The sequence below is a fragment of the Lysobacter sp. OAE881 genome, from assembly GCF_040546665.1.
GTDB classification, from domain to species: Bacteria; Pseudomonadota; Gammaproteobacteria; order Xanthomonadales; family Xanthomonadaceae; genus Lysobacter_J; species Lysobacter_J soli.
The window spans coordinates 1563088-1581973 of the sequence record NZ_JBEPOG010000001.1; the positions used below are offsets into that span (position 1 = coordinate 1563088).

Annotated in this window: 18 protein-coding genes; 15 read left to right on the forward strand and 3 right to left on the reverse strand. The window is 67.9% G+C overall.

The window, feature by feature from the left end; translation table 11 throughout:
* Positions 1-19 precede the first annotated feature (19 nt).
* A complete protein-coding gene (locus ABIE51_RS07395) occupies positions 20-928 on the forward strand; it encodes a glycosyltransferase family 9 protein (RefSeq protein WP_192630249.1) in 909 nt (302 codons plus the stop codon).
* Here ABIE51_RS07395 and ABIE51_RS07400 read toward each other — a convergent pair.
* The 3 genes from ABIE51_RS07400 to ABIE51_RS07410 form a co-directional block, all read right to left on the reverse strand.
* The gene (locus tag ABIE51_RS07400; protein WP_192630250.1) at positions 906-2183 is read right to left on the reverse strand and encodes a Coenzyme F420 hydrogenase/dehydrogenase, beta subunit C-terminal domain; all 1278 of its coding nucleotides are present in this window, start codon (positions 2181-2183) and stop codon (positions 906-908) included. The two genes, ABIE51_RS07395 and ABIE51_RS07400, sit on opposite strands and share 23 nt — an antisense overlap.
* Positions 2184-2272: 89 nt before the next feature.
* Positions 2273-2860 (reverse strand): polysaccharide pyruvyl transferase family protein, encoded by a 588-nt coding sequence (locus ABIE51_RS07405; protein WP_354503748.1) that lies wholly within the window; start codon positions 2858-2860, stop codon positions 2273-2275.
* On the reverse strand, positions 2850-3347 hold the full coding sequence (locus tag ABIE51_RS07410; RefSeq protein WP_354503750.1) for a polysaccharide pyruvyl transferase family protein: 498 nt from the start codon (positions 3345-3347) through the stop codon (positions 2850-2852). The genes ABIE51_RS07405 and ABIE51_RS07410 overlap by 11 nt, the downstream gene beginning before the upstream one ends.
* A 55-nt stretch (positions 3348-3402) precedes the next feature.
* Between ABIE51_RS07410 and ABIE51_RS07415 the strand changes: the two genes are divergently transcribed.
* From ABIE51_RS07415 to rlmB, 14 genes are all read left to right on the forward strand, one after another.
* Positions 3403-4002, forward strand: a complete 600-nt coding sequence (locus tag ABIE51_RS07415; protein WP_192630251.1) for a histidine phosphatase family protein — start codon at positions 3403-3405, stop codon at positions 4000-4002.
* 550 nt (positions 4003-4552) lie between these two features.
* The gene (locus ABIE51_RS07420) at positions 4553-5557 is read left to right on the forward strand and encodes a UDP-glucuronic acid decarboxylase family protein (protein ID WP_502913264.1); all 1005 of its coding nucleotides are present in this window, start codon (positions 4553-4555) and stop codon (positions 5555-5557) included.
* Entirely contained in the window at positions 5544-6695 is a 1152-nt protein-coding gene (locus ABIE51_RS07425; protein WP_354503753.1) for an SDR family NAD(P)-dependent oxidoreductase, read from the forward strand. Before ABIE51_RS07420 ends, ABIE51_RS07425 begins: the two co-directional genes overlap by 14 nt.
* Complete coding sequence (locus tag ABIE51_RS07430) at positions 6692-7792, forward strand: NAD-dependent epimerase/dehydratase family protein (RefSeq protein WP_192630254.1); 1101 nt, start codon at positions 6692-6694, stop codon at positions 7790-7792. The genes ABIE51_RS07425 and ABIE51_RS07430 overlap by 4 nt, the downstream gene beginning before the upstream one ends.
* A complete protein-coding gene (locus ABIE51_RS07435) occupies positions 7789-8751 on the forward strand; it encodes an MDR/zinc-dependent alcohol dehydrogenase-like family protein (protein ID WP_192630255.1) in 963 nt (320 codons plus the stop codon). Before ABIE51_RS07430 ends, ABIE51_RS07435 begins: the two co-directional genes overlap by 4 nt.
* Positions 8748-9761: a Gfo/Idh/MocA family protein gene (locus ABIE51_RS07440; RefSeq protein ID WP_192630256.1), complete on the forward strand. Its 1014-nt coding sequence runs from the start codon at positions 8748-8750 to the stop codon at positions 9759-9761. Before ABIE51_RS07435 ends, ABIE51_RS07440 begins: the two co-directional genes overlap by 4 nt.
* Positions 9751-10890, forward strand: coding sequence for a glycosyltransferase family 4 protein (locus tag ABIE51_RS07445; protein WP_354503756.1), 1140 nt, complete (start codon positions 9751-9753; stop codon positions 10888-10890). Before ABIE51_RS07440 ends, ABIE51_RS07445 begins: the two co-directional genes overlap by 11 nt.
* On the forward strand, positions 10887-12023 hold the full coding sequence (locus tag ABIE51_RS07450; RefSeq protein WP_192630257.1) for a CgeB family protein: 1137 nt from the start codon (positions 10887-10889) through the stop codon (positions 12021-12023). The genes ABIE51_RS07445 and ABIE51_RS07450 overlap by 4 nt, the downstream gene beginning before the upstream one ends.
* A complete protein-coding gene (locus tag ABIE51_RS07455) occupies positions 12016-13110 on the forward strand; it encodes a CgeB family protein (RefSeq protein ID WP_192630258.1) in 1095 nt (364 codons plus the stop codon). Before ABIE51_RS07450 ends, ABIE51_RS07455 begins: the two co-directional genes overlap by 8 nt.
* Positions 13107-14273 carry a CgeB family protein gene (locus tag ABIE51_RS07460; protein WP_192630259.1) on the forward strand — a complete coding sequence of 389 codons (1167 nt, stop codon included), beginning with the start codon at positions 13107-13109 and terminating at the stop codon, positions 14271-14273. The genes ABIE51_RS07455 and ABIE51_RS07460 overlap by 4 nt, the downstream gene beginning before the upstream one ends.
* Entirely contained in the window at positions 14233-14511 is a 279-nt protein-coding gene (locus tag ABIE51_RS07465; RefSeq protein ID WP_157029729.1) for a hypothetical protein, read from the forward strand. The genes ABIE51_RS07460 and ABIE51_RS07465 overlap by 41 nt, the downstream gene beginning before the upstream one ends.
* A gap of 2 nt (positions 14512-14513) precedes the next feature.
* Positions 14514-15281 carry a TIGR04290 family methyltransferase gene (locus ABIE51_RS07470; RefSeq protein WP_192630260.1) on the forward strand — a complete coding sequence of 256 codons (768 nt, stop codon included), beginning with the start codon at positions 14514-14516 and terminating at the stop codon, positions 15279-15281.
* 51 nt (positions 15282-15332) lie between these two features.
* Complete coding sequence (gene rnr, locus ABIE51_RS07475) at positions 15333-17816, forward strand: ribonuclease R (protein ID WP_192630261.1); 2484 nt, start codon at positions 15333-15335, stop codon at positions 17814-17816.
* A gap of 221 nt (positions 17817-18037) precedes the next feature.
* The gene (rlmB, locus tag ABIE51_RS07480; protein ID WP_115840812.1) at positions 18038-18784 is read left to right on the forward strand and encodes a 23S rRNA (guanosine(2251)-2'-O)-methyltransferase RlmB; all 747 of its coding nucleotides are present in this window, start codon (positions 18038-18040) and stop codon (positions 18782-18784) included.
* Positions 18785-18886 lie beyond the last annotated feature (102 nt).

Consider the following 18886-nt stretch of genomic DNA (forward strand, 5'->3'; position numbering starts at 1 on the left):
CGCGACGGCTGCCGCGGCCATGACGTCGGATGCGTGGCTCGACCTCATGCGCGCCGGCCGCTGGGAGGAGGCCTGGTGCATCAAGGATGCGCAGATGGCCGCTCGTCGCGGCGAATCGTGCTGGCACTGGCCGCGCCACGAACAGTACGCGTGGAACGGCGACGCCATCGACGGTAAGCGTGTGCTCATTCGCTGTTATCACGGTCTCGGCGACACGCTGCAGTTCATCCGCTACATGCCGATGCTGCGTGGGCGCGCGCGCGAAGTGATCGTGTGGGTGCAAGCGAAGCTCACTCCGCTACTGGCGCGCGTGGACGGGATCGACCGCCTGCTGCCGTTGCACGACGGTACGCCTCAAGCCGAATTCGACATCGATATCGAAATCATGGAACTGCCGCATCTGTTCCGTACGACGGTCGACTCGGTGCCGTCCCGGATTCCGTACCTTCACGCGTCGCCGCTGCCGATGCCGCGCGATCGCAGCCGACCGGCCGTCGGCCTCGTATGGCAGGCGGGCGGGTGGGATGCCCGCCGATCGATCCCATACGCGGTCGCAAGACGCCTGCTCGCGTTGCACGGCATCGACTGGTTCATCCTGCAACCCGACGCGCACCGTGCGGGGTGGCCTGGTGATGTCGGGCAGTGGCCGGGCGAGCTCAACCTGACCGATTACGCGCGTGCCCTGCGCGCGATGGACCTGGTGATCACCATCGATTCGATGCCGGCGCACATGGCAGGCGCACTGGGTGTGCCGACGTGGACGCTGCTCACGGACGATCCGGACTGGCGGTGGATGCTCGATCGCGACGACAGTCCGTGGTATCCGACGATGCGCCTGTTCCGGCAGCGCAAATCGGGCGACTGGGGTGACGTGGTCGAGCGCGTTGCGAACGCACTGACGCCATTCATCCAAGCCCGAGCCGACTGACGAACGCGCCAAGGCGGCCGCGTCGATACGCAAACGCGTGGTAGACGGTGAGGGCGGCGCGCGCCCACAGCAGGTAGATCGCGCGCAAGCGGGTCACGCGAGCCAGCGCGAACATGCGATGGCTCCATCGCGAATTCGCCGCACGCAGCGCGTAGATGCGGCGTCGCGGCGGCGGGGCGGCGCGCGCATCGGACCGCACGCGCTTCGGCGGTGCGTCGGCGATGCGCGACAACCGGTACGACAGCCCCTCACGACGTTGCCGCAAACCTGCCGCCTGCGTCGCCGCCACGACCCCGGCGTCGACCGGCTCCAGTGCGATCCGGCCCGCATCGTGCGCTTGCCGCAGCATCGCGTCGAGATCATGCGTTCGCACCACGACGACGTTATGTCCGCGCCAGTCCGACGAATACGGCTCCACCCATGCGTCGCCGAACGAGATGTCCGCGGTTTCGGCCATCACGTCGTCGCACAGGTTGCAGGCGGCATCCATGAAGAAGCCCGCGCCCCAGTCGCCATCCACCAGCGGCCACCAGTCGCGACCGAGCGTGCGGCCATCGCGCAGTACGATCTCGGCGTGGTACTGGTTTGCCGCGCGTTCGGGATGCTTGCGTCGGAAATCAACGTGCCGCACCTCGTCCGCCTCCGCGCCCATCTGCCACGCGAGGCTGTCGGCGAAGCGCGCGCTTTTCATGTGTCCGCAGAACAGGCCCATCGTGTGGACGATCCGCTCGCGCAACCGCGGATGTCGGCATCGCATCAGCTGCACGGCCTTGACGAAACACGGGATGCCGACCACCGCATAGCGACCCGGCTCGTCGAGCATCGTCCGCAGCACGCCGGACATTTCCACCGGGTAATAGCGGGAGCCCGAACCGCCGGCTACGTCGGCCTCGCTGCGCGAGAGCCGGTACTCGAACAATCGACCGCTCTCACTTGGGTCTTCGCAGGCATGGACGTGCGCGACCGCATCCACGCGACCGGTGCGAAGCAACTCGCAGGCGAACCAGCTGACGAGCCCGCCGGAGCTTCCGCGGTCGCGATAGTCCAGTTCGGCGGCATTCCCCACATACGCCGCGACGTAGCGACCCGTTGCGGCGTCGTGCGATGGAGCATCCGGAAAGAGATCGGCCGCGAGCGTGTCCTCGTTAGCGACGCCGGACGCGAACGGGCAGGTTTGCGCAACGACGTCCGCCGCGGAGACGTTCCAGCTTCGCGAGCCCACCGGCCTCAGCTGCCCGTAACGGTCGAACTGCATGGCCGCTTGGCCGACTGGCGTCTGCGCGACGCACCCGCCGCAGCCGATGCAGCGGCCTTCATGTGCCATCGCGTGCGGGCCCGGCGCAGTCACGCGACCGCTTCCGGGGCGCGCAGCGCTTCGCGTAGGAAGCGCCGTGAGGACTGTTGAAGCGCCACGATGCGCGCCTCGGTAGCCTCGGACAGAGGCGCGCCAAGCAGCCGCTCCACGTCCTCATCCAATGCCCCGGGCCCATCGACCAGGCGCCGTTCTGCACCGACCTGATGCATCAGGCATCGCAGCTTCGTGCCGCGATACCAAGAGGCCTCGCAGACGAACGGGCGCCCGAAGCGCAATGCGAAGACGCAGCCGTGGAAGAAGGTGGTCGCCACGGCGCCGGCGTTGGCCATGAAGGCGGCGAACTCGTGCGGGCCGGCGTCGATCCATTGCCGATCGGCCCACTCGCTGCGGTATCCGATGCTGATGACCGGCCAGCCGCGACATCGCGCCCAGTCGCGCACCGAATGTCCGAACGCAGGCGAGAAGTCGTGGCCGTACAGGGCGACGTATCGCTCTCCGTCGCCTGAGGCCGGTGCGTCCGCGAGAACCGGTGGGAACGCGAGGCAAGGATCCAGCACGATCGGAACCTCCGCAGCGAGTGGGCCGGCGACGATCGACCGCGACGCGTCATCGCGCACCGAAATCGCATCGAAGTCGTGCAGCCGCCGTGCCCACGCGCGGTCGAGGCCGTCGGGTTCGACGTGATGAACCGAAGCTGGCCGCATAGGCGAACTTCCGCGGCGCGCGCAGTCCATCGCCAAAGAACAGCGGGACCCGTCCGTACCAGGGATGCGAGAGGTTCCACACCTCGTCGCTGCCGACCACGATCGCATCGTAAGCGGGCATCTGCCCTGGCTCGTCGAGCGGAAACCGCGGCGAGAGCGGAAGCGATGCGAAGGCCTCGAAGAAGCGCTGCATCTTGCGTCGGTAAGCGGGCCGATCCGCGCGCGCATCCGGAATCGGGCGCAACGCGCACTTCCATTCGGCGCGATCGATGCGCCGACTGGCGTGATCGAGCAACACCGCATCGTGACCAAGCGAGCCCAACCCATGCACGAGACAGCGCGCCTGCCAGTAGCTGCCGTAATTGATGCAGCGATGGAAGGTAAGTACGCCGATCTTCACGGACCCGTCCCCGCTATGTGTCGAAGCTGCAGCGGTCGCGCCCGCTATATACGCCATGACCCGCCTGCTGCTCGTACGCCATGCCAATACCGATGCCAACGGCAAACGCCTTGCCGGTCGAAGCGAGGGGATCGCTTTGAACGAGGAAGGACGGGTGCAGGCGCAGTGGCTTGCGGCGCGTCTGGCCGTTCTCCCCGTGTCGGCGATCTACAGCAGTCCGCTGCAACGTGCGATGGAAACCGCTGAAGCGATTGCCACGTTAGTGGGCCGCGACGTCGAACCTCGTGAAGAATTTCTCGAAATCGAGTTCGGCGAATGGACCGGGCTCGACTTCGATGCGCTGTCGCGCGACGCGCGCTTCGAGCGTTTCAATCGTTTCCGTAGCAGCGCGGATGTGCCTGGAGGGGAAAGCATGCTGCAGGCGCAGGTGCGGATGATCGACGGACTGTCGCGCGTTCGTGCGCGTCATCGGCACGATTGCGTCGTCGTGGTGAGTCATGGCGATCTCATCCGTGCGGCGATCGCGTACTACGCAGCCATCCCACTCGATCTCATGCAACGCATCGAAGTTTCCACCGGCTCTTTGAGCGAAATCGAACTCGACGACGATCATGTGCGCATCGTGCGCATCAACGAAACGGACGCCAGAGTGTGAAAGTCGTGTAGCTCGAGCCCATCCGTTTTCTTCTCGCCGGTTTAAAACCCTGCATGGGAGACTGGGTTTGTACCTGATGGGGCGATCCCTGGAGTCACCAAGCGGAACCGATGACGTGGCAACGTACCGGTCGCCCATCCACTCAGGCAATGGAGGTGGACACCGGCTACACATCAGCACGGCATCGAATCCCGTAATCAAGACGGTTCGTGCGCAGGCGTTGCGCCCTGCAGAAAACTTCCACGCGGTGTCGACGAACTCATCCGCGACGAAGAACGATCCGTCGCCTCGTATTGGACGAGGCCGGTGTTGAGCGTCCGTCGGGCATGCCCGGCGACGACAAGAACGCTACAGCCGCCCGTTACCCGCTGCGCGCAGGACGTGTCATTCCCGTCCGCACCTGGCGGGTCAGACAGCCCGACGAAGTCGGCCGCGCAGGCGGCACGGGCTTCGTTCGGCTCCCGGAACACCGGGCCCGCGCGCAGCGATGCGCGCGGCATCCCGAAGCACATAGGGAACGGATATGGACGGCGTAGATCGGAACAAGAACGTGCGTCGCAGGGCGCTGGTCGCCGGCGGCGCGGGATTCCTCGGGGCGCACCTTTGCCGGCGACTCGTGCAGGACGGGTATGACGTGACGGCGGTGGACAGTCTCGTGACAGGACGCCTGAGCAACCTCGCCGACATGCTGGACGGCACAACGGGCGAGGGTCGAGTCCGCTTCGTGAGACATGACGTAACCGAGCCATTCGACGCGCACTTCGACGCTTCGGCGGACATCGTCTTCAACCTGGCGTGTTGCGCATCGCCCATCCACTACCAGGCCCAGCCGGTGCATACGTTGAAGACGTGCCTGGAGGGTGCGTTGAACCTGCTCCAGCTTGCGCATCGCAACGGCGCGCGCATCTTCCAGGCCTCGACCAGCGAGGTCTACGGCGAGCCCGAAACGCATCCGCAGAAGGAAGCGTATCGCGGTGCCGTCAGCACCACGGGCCCCCGCGCGTGCTACGACGAAGGCAAGCGCTGCGCCGAGACGTTGTTCTTCGACTATCGCCGCCAGCACGGCGTGCAGATCAAGGTCGCACGCATCTTCAACACCTACGGTCCGTTCATGCGCGAGGACGACGGCCGCGTCGTGTCGAACCTGATCGTGCAGGCGCTGCGCAACGAACCGCTGACCATCTACGGCGAAGGCCTGCAGACGCGCTCGTTCTGCTACGTCGACGACCTCGTGCAGGGCATCATGCGCTTGATGGCCACGCCGCCGGGCTTTACCGGGCCGGTCAACCTCGGCAATCCGGTGGAAGTCACCGTCCTGGAGCTCGCCGAGCGGATCATCTCGCTCACGGGCTCGCACTCGCGGCTGGTACGAAAGCCGATGCCCACCGACGATCCGACACGGCGCTGCCCCGACATCTCGCTCGCGCGCGAGCACCTGGGCTGGGAGCCGCGCGTCGCGCTCGATGAGGGACTGCGCCGCACCATCGCATGGTTCGCTTCGCAGGAAGCGTCGCGTGACGTGCGCGCCCGGGAGGTGGATCGTGACTGCGCATGAGGGCGGGAACGGCGGCACCGGATCGCGCGGGCGCGTACTCATCACCGGCGGCGCGGGGTTCGTCGGCTCGCACGTCGCCGACGAACTGCTCGCGCATGGCTACCAGGTGCGCGTGCTGGATGCGCTCGCCGCGCAGGTGCATGGCGACGACGCGCAATGGCCGGCCTATCTGTCGGACGAAGTCGAGTGCATGCAGGGCGATGTCCGCGACGCCGATGCGGTCCGCGCGGCGCTGGAAGGCGTCGATCGCGTGTTCCATCTCGCTGCGGCGGTCGGCGTCGGTCAGAGCATGTACGAGATCGAGCACTACACCGACGTCAACAATCGCGGTACGGCCGTATTGCTGGAAGCGCTGTCGCGCTCGCCGGTGAAGAAGCTGGTCGTCGCCTCGAGCATGAGCGTGTATGGCGAAGGGCTGTATGCCGATGCGTCTGGCCGTGCCGTCGCTCCACCGGAGCGCGATCCCGAATCGCTCCGACGCGGCGACTGGGAACTGCGCGCGCACGGCGAACCGCTCACGCCGGTGCCGACGCACGAAGAAAAGCCGCCGATGCCGACGTCGGTCTACGCGCTGTCCAAGCTCGACCAGGAACGCTTGTGCCTGATCGTCGGGCAGGCGTACGGCATCCCGGCCACGGCACTGCGGTTCTTCAATATCTACGGAACGCGGCAGGCGTTGTCGAATCCCTACACCGGGGTGCTCGCGATCTTCGCGTCGCGGTACATGAACGGCAAACCGCCGCGGATCTTCGAGGACGGAAACCAGCGCCGCGATTTCGTCCACGTGAGCGACATCGCGCGCGCATGCCGGCTCGCGTTGGAGTCGGATGCCGCGACCGGTCGCGCGATCAACGTCGGCAGCGGCGTGTCGGTGTCGATTGCCGAGGTCGCGCACGCGATGGCCAACGCGCTGGAGGTCGACGGCCTGCCGCCGGAAATCACGGGCCAGTTCCGTGTCGGCGATATCCGGCACTGCTTTGCCGACATCACGCTGGCCCGCGAGCTGCTCGGCTACGCGCCGCGCGTGACGCTGGAGCAGGGCCTGGCCGAACTTGTCGAATGGATGCAGGACCAGCAGGCGGTGGACCGCGTCGACGTGGCCGCGGCGGAGCTGGCGAGCCGGGGGTTGCAGCGATGAACGCTCGAACGCACCTGCACGAGCCCACGAACGAAGGCCCGGTGCTGATCACCGGCGGCGCCGGCTTCATCGGCACGAACCTGGCGACACGACTGCTGGAATCGGGGCGGCGCGTCGTCGTCCTCGACAACCTGTCGCGGCCCGGCGTGGAGGCGAATGCGCACTGGCTGTGGCACCGCTTCGGAGATCGCGTCGCCATCGAGATCGGCGACGTGCGCGATGCGGGGCGTGTGCGTGGCCTCGTGGCGAACGCGTCGCAGGTCTTCCACTTCGCCGCGCAAGTCGCGGTGACGTCGAGCCTGGTCGATCCACGCGACGATTTCGAGACCAACCTGGGCGGCACGCTCAATGTCCTCGAAGCGATGCGCGCGACGGAAACGCCGCCGTCGCTGGTCTTCACCTCCACCAACAAGGTCTACGGCGCGCTGGACGACATCGCGCTGGATCGTCGGGGCGACCGTTACGCGCCACATGACGAGACGCTGTGCAGCGCCGGCGTGAGCGAAGCGCGACCGCTGGATTTCCACAGTCCCTACGGCTGTTCGAAGGGCGGCGCGGACCAGTACGTGCTCGATTACGCGCGGAGTTTCGGACTGCCCGCGGCCTTGTTCCGAATGAGCTGCATCTACGGGCCGCACCAGTGCGGCAACGAGGACCAGGGCTGGGTCGCGCATTTCCTGCGCTGTGCGCTCCGACGCGAGCCCATCACCGTCTATGGCGACGGTCGGCAGGTGCGCGACATCCTGTTCGTGACGGACCTCGCCGACGCGTTCGTGCGATGCCAGGCGCGCATGCACGAACTCGCCGGGCGCGCGTTCAACATGGGCGGCGGTCCTTCGAATGCGCTGAGCCTGCGCGAGGTGCTCGGCACCATTGCCTCGCTCACCGGCCGCGCGCCGCAGATCGAATACGGACCGTGGCGCGTAGGCGACCAGCGCTGGTACGTGTCCGATACGCAGGCATTCCGGCGCGCAACGGGATGGGCACCGGCGGTGGACGCGCAGGAGGGCATCGCGCGGCTGCACGAGTGGCTGGTCGAGACGACGATGCCGTCGCAGGCGCGGGTGCCGGCGACGTCGCGGACGCACGCCGCATGAGCACGATGCGCTCGGCGGTATTCGACGGCGATGGACGCGTCCGCGTCGCCCGGACGTCGCGACCGGAACCGGCGAAGGGCGAGGTGCGCGTGCGCCTGCACGGCTGCGGCGTGTGTGCCTCGAACCTGCCCGTGTGGGCCGGACGACCGTGGTTCGAGTACCCGTTCGATCCGGGCGCGCCCGGGCACGAGGGCTGGGGCGAGATCGACGCGGTTGGCGAGAACGTGCACGAGTGGCGTCCCGGTGATCGCGTCGCGCTACTTTCCGGCCGCGCCTACGCCGAGTACGACATCGCACGGCCCGAATCCCTGGCGCGCCTGCCGTCCATCGCAGCGTCGCGCGCATTGCCGGGCGAACCGCTCGCCTGTGCGATGAACATCTGGCGACGCAGCGACATCCGCTCGGGCCAGATGGTGGCGATCGTCGGCGTGGGCTTCATCGGCGCGTTGCTGGTCCAGCTTGCGACGCATGCGGGCGCACGCGTCGTCGCCTTGTCGCGACGTCCGTTCGCGCGCGACGTGGCACGCAGTTGCGGCGCCGGCGACGTGTTCGACACCGCCAACGTGCATGCCGCCATCGGTGCGGTCAACGAACTCAGCGGCGGCGGGGGATGCGCGCGCGTGATCGAAGCGGCAGGCGAGCAGGCGACGCTCGACATCGCCAGCGGAATCAGCGCCGAAGGCGGGCGGCTGATGATCGCCGGCTATCACCAGGACGGCCCGCGACAAGTCGACATGCAGCAGTGGAACTGGCGCGGCCTCGACGTGATCAACGCACACGAGCGCGATCCCGCCGTCGCGGCGCGCGGTCTGCGCGAGGCAATGGAGGCGGTGGAGGAGGGGCGTCTGGATCCATTTCCCCTGATCACCCACCGCTTCGCGCTCGACCGCATCGGCGACGCGTTCCACACCTTGTCGACGCGGCCGGACGGATTCCTCAAAGCGGCGGTGATCGCATGAACGCACGACTTCGCCCTGCGATGCAGGCGCCGCGCATGGGTTTCCTCGGGCTGGGGTGGATCGGCTGCCAGCGCATGCAGGTACTGGCCGACAGCGGCACCGCAACCATCGGCGCCATCGCAGACAGCAATCCCGAGTGCCTCGCCCGCGCGGTGCTGCACGCGCCCGACGCGAGGCGTTGTCGCACCATCGACGAGCTGCTCGTGATGGACGATCTGGACGGCATCGTGATCGCGACGCCCAGCGGCGCGCACGCGGTGCAGGCGATCGCCGCGCTCGATCGCGGGCTTGCGGTGTTCTGCCAGAAGCCGCTCACGCGGACTGCGCTGGAAGCCCGGCAGGTCGTCGAGGCGGCGCGTCGTGCAGATCGCCTGCTCGCGGTCGATTTCAGCTACCGCCATCTTGAAGGCGTCGCCGATCTTCGCGAACGCATGCAGCGCGGCGACTTCGGCGACATCCACGCGGTCGATCTCCAGTTCCATAACGCCTACGGGCCCGACAAGCCGTGGTTCTACGAGCTCTCGCAGTCCGGCGGCGGATGCGTGATGGACCTGGGCATCCATCTCATCGATCTTGCGCAATGGCTGTGCGACACGACGGGGCACTCGCAGCTGGCCGCGATGCTGCACGCCGGCGGGCGGCCGTCGGGCGCGCCGCTGCGCGAGGTCGAGGATTACGCGACCGCGCAGTGGCAGCTCGACAACAACGCGAGCGTGCGGATGGCCTGTTCGTGGCGGTTGCCTGCCGGACGCGATGCGGTGATCGAAGCGGCCTTCTACGGCACGCGCGGTGGCGCGGCGATCCGCAATGTCGCGGGTTCCTTCTACGACTTCACCGTCGACCTGTTCGAGGGGACGCGCTCGACCCGCATCGCCTCTCCGCCCGACGCGTGGGGCGGACGGGCGCTGATCGAATGGACGCGCCGCGTGCAGGCCGGCGAAGGATTCGATCCGCAATGCCGCACGCTGGTCGATGTCGCGCAGACGGTGGATGCGATCTATGGTCGCTGAACGCCTGCGCGTGATGATGACCGCCGACACCATCGGCGGCGTGTGGACGTTCGCGATGGAACTGTGCGAACAGCTCTGCGCGCACGGCGATCGCGTGCTCCTCGCTGCGACCGGCCGCGAGCCCGATGCCGCGCAACGTGCGCAGGCGGCGAGCATCGCCGGACTCACGTTGCGCGCCTTGCCGTACAAGCTGGTCTGGATGCCGGATCCATGGCGCGATCTGCTCGCCGCCGAGGAGTGGCTCCGGGCGCTGGCGCGCGAGTTCCGACCCGACGTCGTGCATCTGAACGATCTGTCGCAGGCCGATGTGGCTTGGCACTGCCCGGTGGTCGTCACGGCGCATTCGTGCGTGTGCTCGTGGTGGCGCGCCGTGCACGGCGAAGCCGCGCCCGCATCGTGGGACCGCTACCGGCAGCACGTCGCGTCGACCTTGCATGCGGCCGACCACGTCGTCGCGCCCTCGCACGCGATGAGCCATGCGCTCGTGCGCGAGCACGGACCTCTGGCATCGACGCAGGTCATCCATAACGGGCGGACCGCGTGCGCTGGGCAGGCGGGCAAGGAGCCGTTCGTCTTCGCGGCAGGGCGCCTGTGGGACGAAGCGAAGAACCTGCAGACATTGGCGAGGATCGCGCCGGGCCTGCCGTGGCCGGTCTGCATTGCCGGCGATGCGCGCCATCCCGGTGACGGAAGCACGGCCACGTTCGGAAACGTGCGCGCGTTGGGATCGCTGGAAGAAGACGCCGTTCGCGCCTACATGGCCCGCGCCGCGGTCTATGCATTGCCTGCACGTTACGAGCCGTTCGGTTTGTCGGTGCTCGAAGCGGCGCAGGCGGGGTGCGCGCTGGTGCTCGGCGATATCCCGAGCCTGCGGGAAGTGTGGGGCGATGCCGCGTCGTTCGTGGCGCCCGGGGACGCCGACGGTCTCCGGGATGCGCTGCTTCGCCTCATTGACGACGTACCGCTGCGCCATGCGCTGTCGCGCAAGGCGCGCCGCCGTGCCGCGCGCTACACGCCGCGTGCGATGGCCGTGCAGTACCGCGAAGCCTATGTCGAACTGCTGGAGCGCCGCAGCGCGCCAGAGAACCGCAACTACGCCGTGGTCGCCAGCGCAGGAGCGCATCCATGAAGTTCGTCCTGTTCTATCACTCGCTCGTGTCCGACTGGAACCATGGCAATGCGCATTTCCTGCGCGGCGTCGTGGCCGAACTGCAAGCGCGCGGGCACCAGGTCGAGGTGTACGAACCCGAGGATGCGTGGAGCGTCGCGCAGCTCGTCGCCGACCACGGCGAGGACGCCATCGCGCAATGGCAGGCGCGCTATCCGCAGCTTCGCAGCCGTCGGTACCCGCGCGACCGGTTTGACGTGGATGAAGCGCTGGATGGCGCGGACGTCGCGCTCGTGCACGAATGGAACGAGGCGTCGCTGGTGGCCGACATCGGAAACCGCGCGCCGACATCGTGCCGCGTCTTCTTCCACGATACGCACCATCGCAGCGTCAGCGCGCCCGATGACATGGCGCGCTACGACCTGCGTGGCTACGACGGCGTGCTGGCGTTTGGCGAGGCCGTGCGGCAGCGCTATCTCGACAACGCCTGGTGCGAACGTGCCTTCACGTGGCACGAAGCGGCCGACCCGCGGGTGTTCCATCCGCTGGAGAAGCCGGATGAACCCGATGGCGATCTGGTGTGGATCGGCAACTGGGGCGACGACGAACGCGAGGCCGAGCTGCGCGAATACCTCGTCGAGCCGGTCCGCGAACTGGGCCTGCGCGCGCGCCTGCATGGCGTTCGCTATCCGGCGCATGCGCTGGCGATGCTGCGTGAAGCCGACATCGAGTACCGCGGCTGGTTGCCGAACTGGCGCGCTCCGGAGGTATTCGCGCGCTACACCGCAACAGTCCACGTGCCGCGGCGACCTTACGCGCGGCTGCTGCCGGGCATTCCGACCATCCGCGTGTTCGAGGCGCTCGCCAGCGGCATTCCCCTCGTGAGCGCGCCGTGGGATGACGTCGAACACCTGTTCGCGCCGGGTCGCGATTTCCTCGTCGCACGCGACGGCGCGCAGATGCGCGAGCACCTGCGCATGCTCGTGGCCGATCCATCCGCGGCGAGCGAACTCGCCGCACACGGGCTCGCCACCGTGCTCGCGCGACACACCTGTGCGCACCGCGTCGACGAACTGCTTTCCATTGTGTCGTCGCTCGCCGCATCCGCCGACACACCCGATCGTTCCACGTCCCGGAGCCTGTCCCATGCCTAGCCCCCTTCGCATCGCCTTCTTCGGCTCCAGCCTCGTGTCGTCGTACTGGAACGGCGCGGCCACCTATTACCGCGGCATCGTGCGGGCGCTGCACCAGCGCGGCCATCGCGTGACGTTCTTCGAACCCGACGCGTTCGAGCGGCAACAGCATCGCGACATGGACGATCCCGAGTGGGCGGACGTCGTCGTGTACCCGGCCAACGGCGAGGACGATGCCGCGCGCGCGCTCGAACAGGCGCGCGGCGCGGACCTGGTGGTGAAGGCCAGCGGCGTCGGCGTGTTCGACGAGTTCGTCGAACGCGAGGTGCTGGCGCTGCGCTCGCCGTCGACGTGGGTCGCGTTCTGGGACGTGGACGCGCCCGCGACGCTGGAGCGCATGCTGTCGAACCCGCAGGACCCGCTGCGTGCGCACGTTCCGCGATACGATCTCGTGCTGACCTACGGCGGCGGACGGCGCGTGATCGACGCCTACCTGGGCCTCGATGCGCGCGAATGCGTGCCGATCTACAACGCGCTCGATCCCGATACGCACCACCCGGTGCCGATGGACCATCGCTTCGCCGCGGACCTGGGTTTCCTCGGCAACCGCCTTCCCGATCGCGAGCAGCGCGTGCACCGCTTCTTCTTCGACGCCGCGCGGAAGGCGCCGGAGTTCGACTACCTGCTCGGCGGAAGCGGATGGGACGACGTGGATCTTCCCAGCAACGTCACGCGTCTGGGCCACGTGCCCACGCGCGATCACAACGCGTTCAACTGCAGCGCGCACATGGTGCTCAACATCAACCGCGACAGCATGGCGAGGTTCGGTTTCTCGCCGCCCACGCGGGTGTTCGAGGCGGCCGGGGCAGGCGCGTGCCTGATGACCGATGCGTGGGACGGCATCGAGATGTTCCTCGAGCCCGGCCGTGAAGTGCTGATCGCCGACAGCGCCGAGCAGGTCAACCAGCACCTTCGTGCCATCGGCCCCGTGCTCGCGCGCCAGATCGGCGAGCGCGCGCGGGCACGCATGCTGCGCGAGCACACGTATGCGCATCGCGCCGTGCAGCTGGAATCGCTGCTGGAGGCGCGCCTGCGCGCGGCGGCATGAAGGGCGCGCCGCTGGACATCGTCGTGATCGGCCTCAGCCTGCGTTCGGCGTGGGGCAATGGCCATGCCACGACGTATCGCGCGTTGCTCGGCGCGCTGGAGGCGCGCGGCGATCGCGTGCTGTTCCTCGAACGCGACGTGCCGTGGTACGCGCAGAACCAGGACGCGGCAGACGAACTGCCCGGGCGGCTTTCGCTGTACGCGGACCTCGACGCGCTGCAGGACCGCCACGCCGACGACGTCGCCAATGCCGATCTTGTGATCGTGGGGTCCTACGTGCCGCAGGGCATCGAGGTGGGCCGGTGGGCGCAGCGCACCGCGCGCGGCGTCGTCGCGTTCTACGACATCGACACGCCGGTCACGCTCGCCGCGCTCGCACAAGGGCGCTGCGCCTATGTGGATGCGGAGACGGTCGCCGGCTACGACCTCTATCTGTCGTTCAGCGGCGGCCCGGCGCTGGACACGCTCCAGCAGCGCTATGGCGCACGCATGGCGGTGCCGCTGTACTGCTCGGCCGATCCGGAGCGCTATTTCCCCGAGGAGCGGGAGGTGGAGTACGACCTCGGTTACATGGGCACCTACAGCGACGATCGCCAACCCGTGCTGGATCGCCTGCTGCTGCAGCCGGCGCGTACGTGGGACGAAGGCCGCTTCGTCGTGGCCGGCCCGCAGTATCCGGACACCGTGCAATGGCCGCGCAATGTCGAACGCATCGAACATCTGCCGCCGTCGGGCCATCGCGGCTTCTACAACCTCCAGCGCTTCACGCTCAACGTGACGCGCGCGGACATGGTGGCGATGGGGCATTCGCCGAGCGTGCGCCTGTTCGAGGCCGCCGCATGCGGAACGCCCATCGTGTCCGACCCATGGACCGGCCTGGACGCCCTGTTCGCGCCGGGGAAGGAGATCCTGATCGCGCAGTCCGGCGCGCAGGCACTGCACTGGGTGCAGGGGGTGCCCGACGCGATGCGACGCCGCATTGGCCTGGCCGCGCGCGCGCGTTTCCTCGCCGAGCACACCCCCCCGCATCGCGCGCAATCGCTGCACACGTATTTCGAACGCGCGGCGGCGCGGCGTTCGCGCGCCACGTCGCCACGCCTTTCCGGCAACAGGAGGACATCGCATGAGCAAGCATTCGTCCCATCAGACCACCGACCACAATGAGATCCGTCGCTGGACGGAGGCGCGCGATGGCTTTCCCGCGACCGTGCGCGGCACCGCGGAGCGCGGCGAGGAAGCCGGGCTGCTGCGCATCATGTTCCGCGACGACGAGGACCTGGAGCAGATCGAGTGGGAGGACTTCTTCGAGAAGTTCGACGAGGAGAAGCTCGCCTTCCTCTACCAGGAGAAGACGGCCGACGGCGAGGTGAGCCGTTTCTTCAAGTTCGTGCAGCGGGAGTGAACATGCACGCGCACGCATCGGGCAGCGTCGAGTCGGCGATCCGCGAGCTCGGCCCGTGGTTCCACAACCTGCATCTTCCCGGCGGCGTGCAGACGGCGCCGCATCACGAGTACGGCGATTTCCCGGCGTTCAAATGGCGGCAGATCGCGCCGCACATTCCCGAAGACCTGCATGGCGCGACGGTGCTCGACATCGGATGCAATGCGGGCTTCTACAGTTTCGAACTGGCCCGGCGGGGCGCGCGGGTGACGGCGATCGACATCGATCCCCACTATCTCGACCAGGCCCGCTGGGCGGCGGCGCAGTACGGCCTGCAGGACCGCATCGAGTTCCGGCGAATGCAGGTCTACGAGGTGGCCGACCTGCCGGGCCGGTTCGACTGGGTGTGGCTGATGGGCGTGCTCTACCACCTGCGCCATCCGCTGCTCGCGCTGGACCTGGTGCGACGCAAGGCGGCCGACCGCATGGTGCTGCAGACGATGACCATGCCAGAGACCGAGCAGGTCCATGCACCGCCCGACGTGGGTCTCGACGAGCGCGACCTGCTGCGCGCGCAAGGCTGGCCGCGGATGGCCTTCATCGAGCATCGCCTTGCCGGCGATCCGACCAACTGGTGGGCGCCCAACGATGCGTGCGTGCTCGCGATGCTGCGCAGTTCGGGCTTCTCGATCGAACGCCAGCTCACGCACGAAACCTGGATCTGTCGCGCGACCGGCGAGCCGGACACGTTCGTGCAACGTGAACTGGAGGCGATCCTGGCGCGGCGCTGACACCGAACCGCCAAGACGCCGCATTCATGCGGATGTGCGACCATGCGCGGCATGAAGAAAAAAGCCTCCGGCTCATCGAAATCCGGCTCGAAATCGGGCTCTCCCAAGTCAGGCCCCCGCAGCGGGAAGAACGCGTCCGGCAAGCCCGGCGCAGGCAAGGCCCAGTCGGCGAAGTCCGGCAAGTTCGCCGGCGCTTCGGGCGGCGGCCGCAAGGCGCCGCTGGCGCGGCCGGGCTGGATGCCCGAACCGCTTCCGCCGGCGCAGCGTGGTCGCGGCGGTGCCGGTTCGGGTTTCCACGATCCGTATGCCGCACGTGAAGCCGCGCGCTACGAGCAGCCCATCGCCAGTCGCGAGATGATCCTGCAACTGCTCGCGCAGGCCGACGGCCCGCTGTCCGCCGACGAGATCGCGCAGCGCCTGTCGCTGACCGAAGAGAGCCGCTTCGACGCGCTGGGCAAGCGCCTGGCCGCGATGGTGCGCGACGGGCAACTGCTGCGAAACCGCATGGGCGAATTCCTGCCGGCGCAGCAGCTGGACCTGATTCCCGGCGTGGTCATCGCAAATCCCGACGGATTCGGTTTCCTGCGCCCCGAGTCGGGCGGTGGCGATGATCTCTTCCTGCCGCCGATGGAAATGCGCAAGGCCATGCACGGCGATCGCGTGCTCGCGCGCGTCACCGGCGTGGACCGTCGTGGCCGTCGCGAAGGCGCGATCCTGCGCGTGCTCGAACGTCGTCTCAACCGGCTGATCGGCCGCTTCTGCCTGGAAGCCGGCATCAGCTACGTCGTGCCTGACGACCGCCGCATCCAGCGCAACGTGCAGGTGCCGCCGGACGAGCGCATGAATGCGCAGAACGGCCAGCTGGTCGTGGTCGAACTGATCGAGTCGCCCGACGAACACGGCCCGCAGCGCACGCCGATCGGGCGCGTGCTGGCGGTGCTGGGCGATCGCCTCACCGCGTCGCTCGCCGTGCAGGCGGCGATCCACGGGCACGAGATCCCGCACGAATTCCCGCAGGCCGTGCTCGACGAAGCCTCCGACGTGCCGCTCACCGTGCCCGAGGAAATCGCCGCGGAGCGCGTGGACCTGCGCGAACTGCCGCTGGTGACCATCGACGGCGAGGACGCGAAGGATTTCGACGACGCGGTGTATTGCGAACCCAACCGCAACGGTTTCCGCCTGGTCGTCGCCATCGCCGATGTCTCCCATTACGTGCGCCCCGGCACGCCGCTCGACGACGAAGCGCAGAAGCGCGCAACGTCGGTGTATTTCCCCGGGTTCGTCGTGCCGATGCTGCCGGAGACGCTGTCCAACGGCATCTGCTCGCTCAATCCGAAGGTCGACCGCCTGTGCTTTGTCTGCGACATGCAGATCGATCGCGAAGGCGAGGTCACCCGGTCGAAGTTCTTTGAGGCGGTGATGAACTCGCACGCGCGCCTGACCTACACGCAGGTGTGGAACGCCGTCGGCGAGGACGTGCGCGAGGAAGACAGGCAGGACGCCATCGAACGCATCGGCTCGCTGCTGCCCAACGTGCAGCGCCTGCACCAGCTGTACCAGATCCTCGCCAAGGCCCGCGAACGCCGCGGCGCGATCGAGTTCGAATCCAGCGAAGTGCGCTTCGTGCTCGGTCCGAAGGGCGAGGTCGTGCAGGCCGGCATGCTCCAGCGCAACGACGCGCATAAGCTGATCGAGGAATGCATGATCGCCGCGAACGTGGAGGCGGCGAAGTACCTGATGGCCAGCCACGTGCCGTCGCCGTTCCGCATCCACGAACGTCCGCCGGAGCAGAAGTACGCCGACCTGCTGGAATTCCTGAAGGAGTTCAAGCTGCGCATGCCGCCGTGGAACCGCGTCGAACCGCGCGATTTCACCGCGCTGCTCAAGAAGATCCGCGAGCGTCCCGATGCCGCGCTGATCGAATCGGTACTGTTGCGCAGCCAGTCGCTTGCAGTGTATTCGCCGGAAAATGTCGGCCACTTCGGCCTGGCGCTGGAGGCGTACACGCACTTCACCTCGCCGATCCGCCGCTATCCCGATCTGCTGGTTCATCGCGCGATCAAGTACGCGCTCACCGGCGGCAGGCCGGAAAAGTACCGCTATTCGCCCAGTGAAATGGCGGCGCTCACGCTGCAGTGTTCCGAGCGCGAACGCCGCGCCGATGAAGCCGAGCGAGAGGTCGACGAGCGTTACCGCGCCGCGTGGATGGAGCAGCACGTCGGCGGCGAATTCGATGGCGTCATCAGCGGCGTCACCAGCTTCGGGCTCTTCGTCGAGCTGGTGGAATCGAAGGTCACCGGCATGGTCCACGTCACGCAGCTGCCGCACGACTATTACCAATTCGACCCGATCCGCAAGACGTTGTCTGGCGAACGCGCGGGGCGGCAGTTCCGCCTGGGCGATCGCGTGCGCATCGTGGTGATGAAGGCGAGCGTCGAGGACCGGAAGATCGACTTCAAGCTCGTCGAGGACCGCGGCATGAAGCCGCTGCCCCCGCGCGGGCAGCCGGCGAAGCGGGTGAAGCAGAAGTACTGACGCCTGCTTTTGCAGCCCGGGTGAGCGAAGCTCGCCCAGGCTAGCGCTGAAGGCAACCGCCGCTCGCACAGCCCCGCGCCCTGCGCCTTGCCTGATCGGGCGAAACCCGTTCAGAAAGGGCCGATCCGCGACCTGCCGCACAAAACACTGGACCTGTGCCCGCGCGCGCACGACGATAACGGCTTTCGGGCGCCTATTGCGCCCCGTTCCCTGGAATTCCCATGAGCCAGAAACAATGGATCGCCGGCATCAACGCCGTGTCGGCGGCGCTCGAACACGATGCCGAACACGTGCGCGAGGTGCTGATCGAGGCCGGCGCGAAGAACCCGCGCATCACCGAGATCGAGAGCAATGCGCGCCGCCTCGACATCGACGTGCGCCGCGTCGCGACGCAGGCACTCGACGGCGTGGTCGGCAACCTGCGCCACCAGGGCGTGGTCGCGCGCTACGCGGCGGCGAAGACGTGGAACGAGAACGAACTGGAAAGCCTCGTCGAAGGTGCCGAAGGCCGCGCACTGCTGTTGATCCTCGACGGCGTGCAGGACCCGCACAACCTCGGCGCGTGCCTGCGCAGCGCGGCCGCGGCCGGCGCGACGGCGGTGATCATCCCGAAGGACAAGTCGGTGCAGGTCAACGCGACCGTGCGCAAGACCTCGGCCGGTGCGGCCGACAGCGTCGCCGTCATTCCGGTGACCAACCTGGCCCGCACGATGCGCGACCTGCAGAAGCTCGGCGTGTGGCTGTACGGCCTGGCCGGCGAGGCGGACACCTCGCTGTATGCGCTGGACCTGAAGGGGAACGTCGGGCTGGTGCTCGGCGGCGAGGCCGACGGCCTGCGCCGCCTCACGCGCGAGAACTGCGACCAGCTGGTGCGCATTCCGATGCCCGGCGGCGACAGCGTCGAAAGCCTCAACGTGTCGGTGGCCGCCGGCGTGACGCTGTTCGAAGCGGTGCGCCAGCGGGGTTGAGCGTGGGCGAACGGGGCCGATAACGCCTGCGGGTACGGGATTCGGGGTCGCGATGGGGGCTACGCAAACACGGGGAGGGCGCCGCGGCTGGCGGCGATGGCT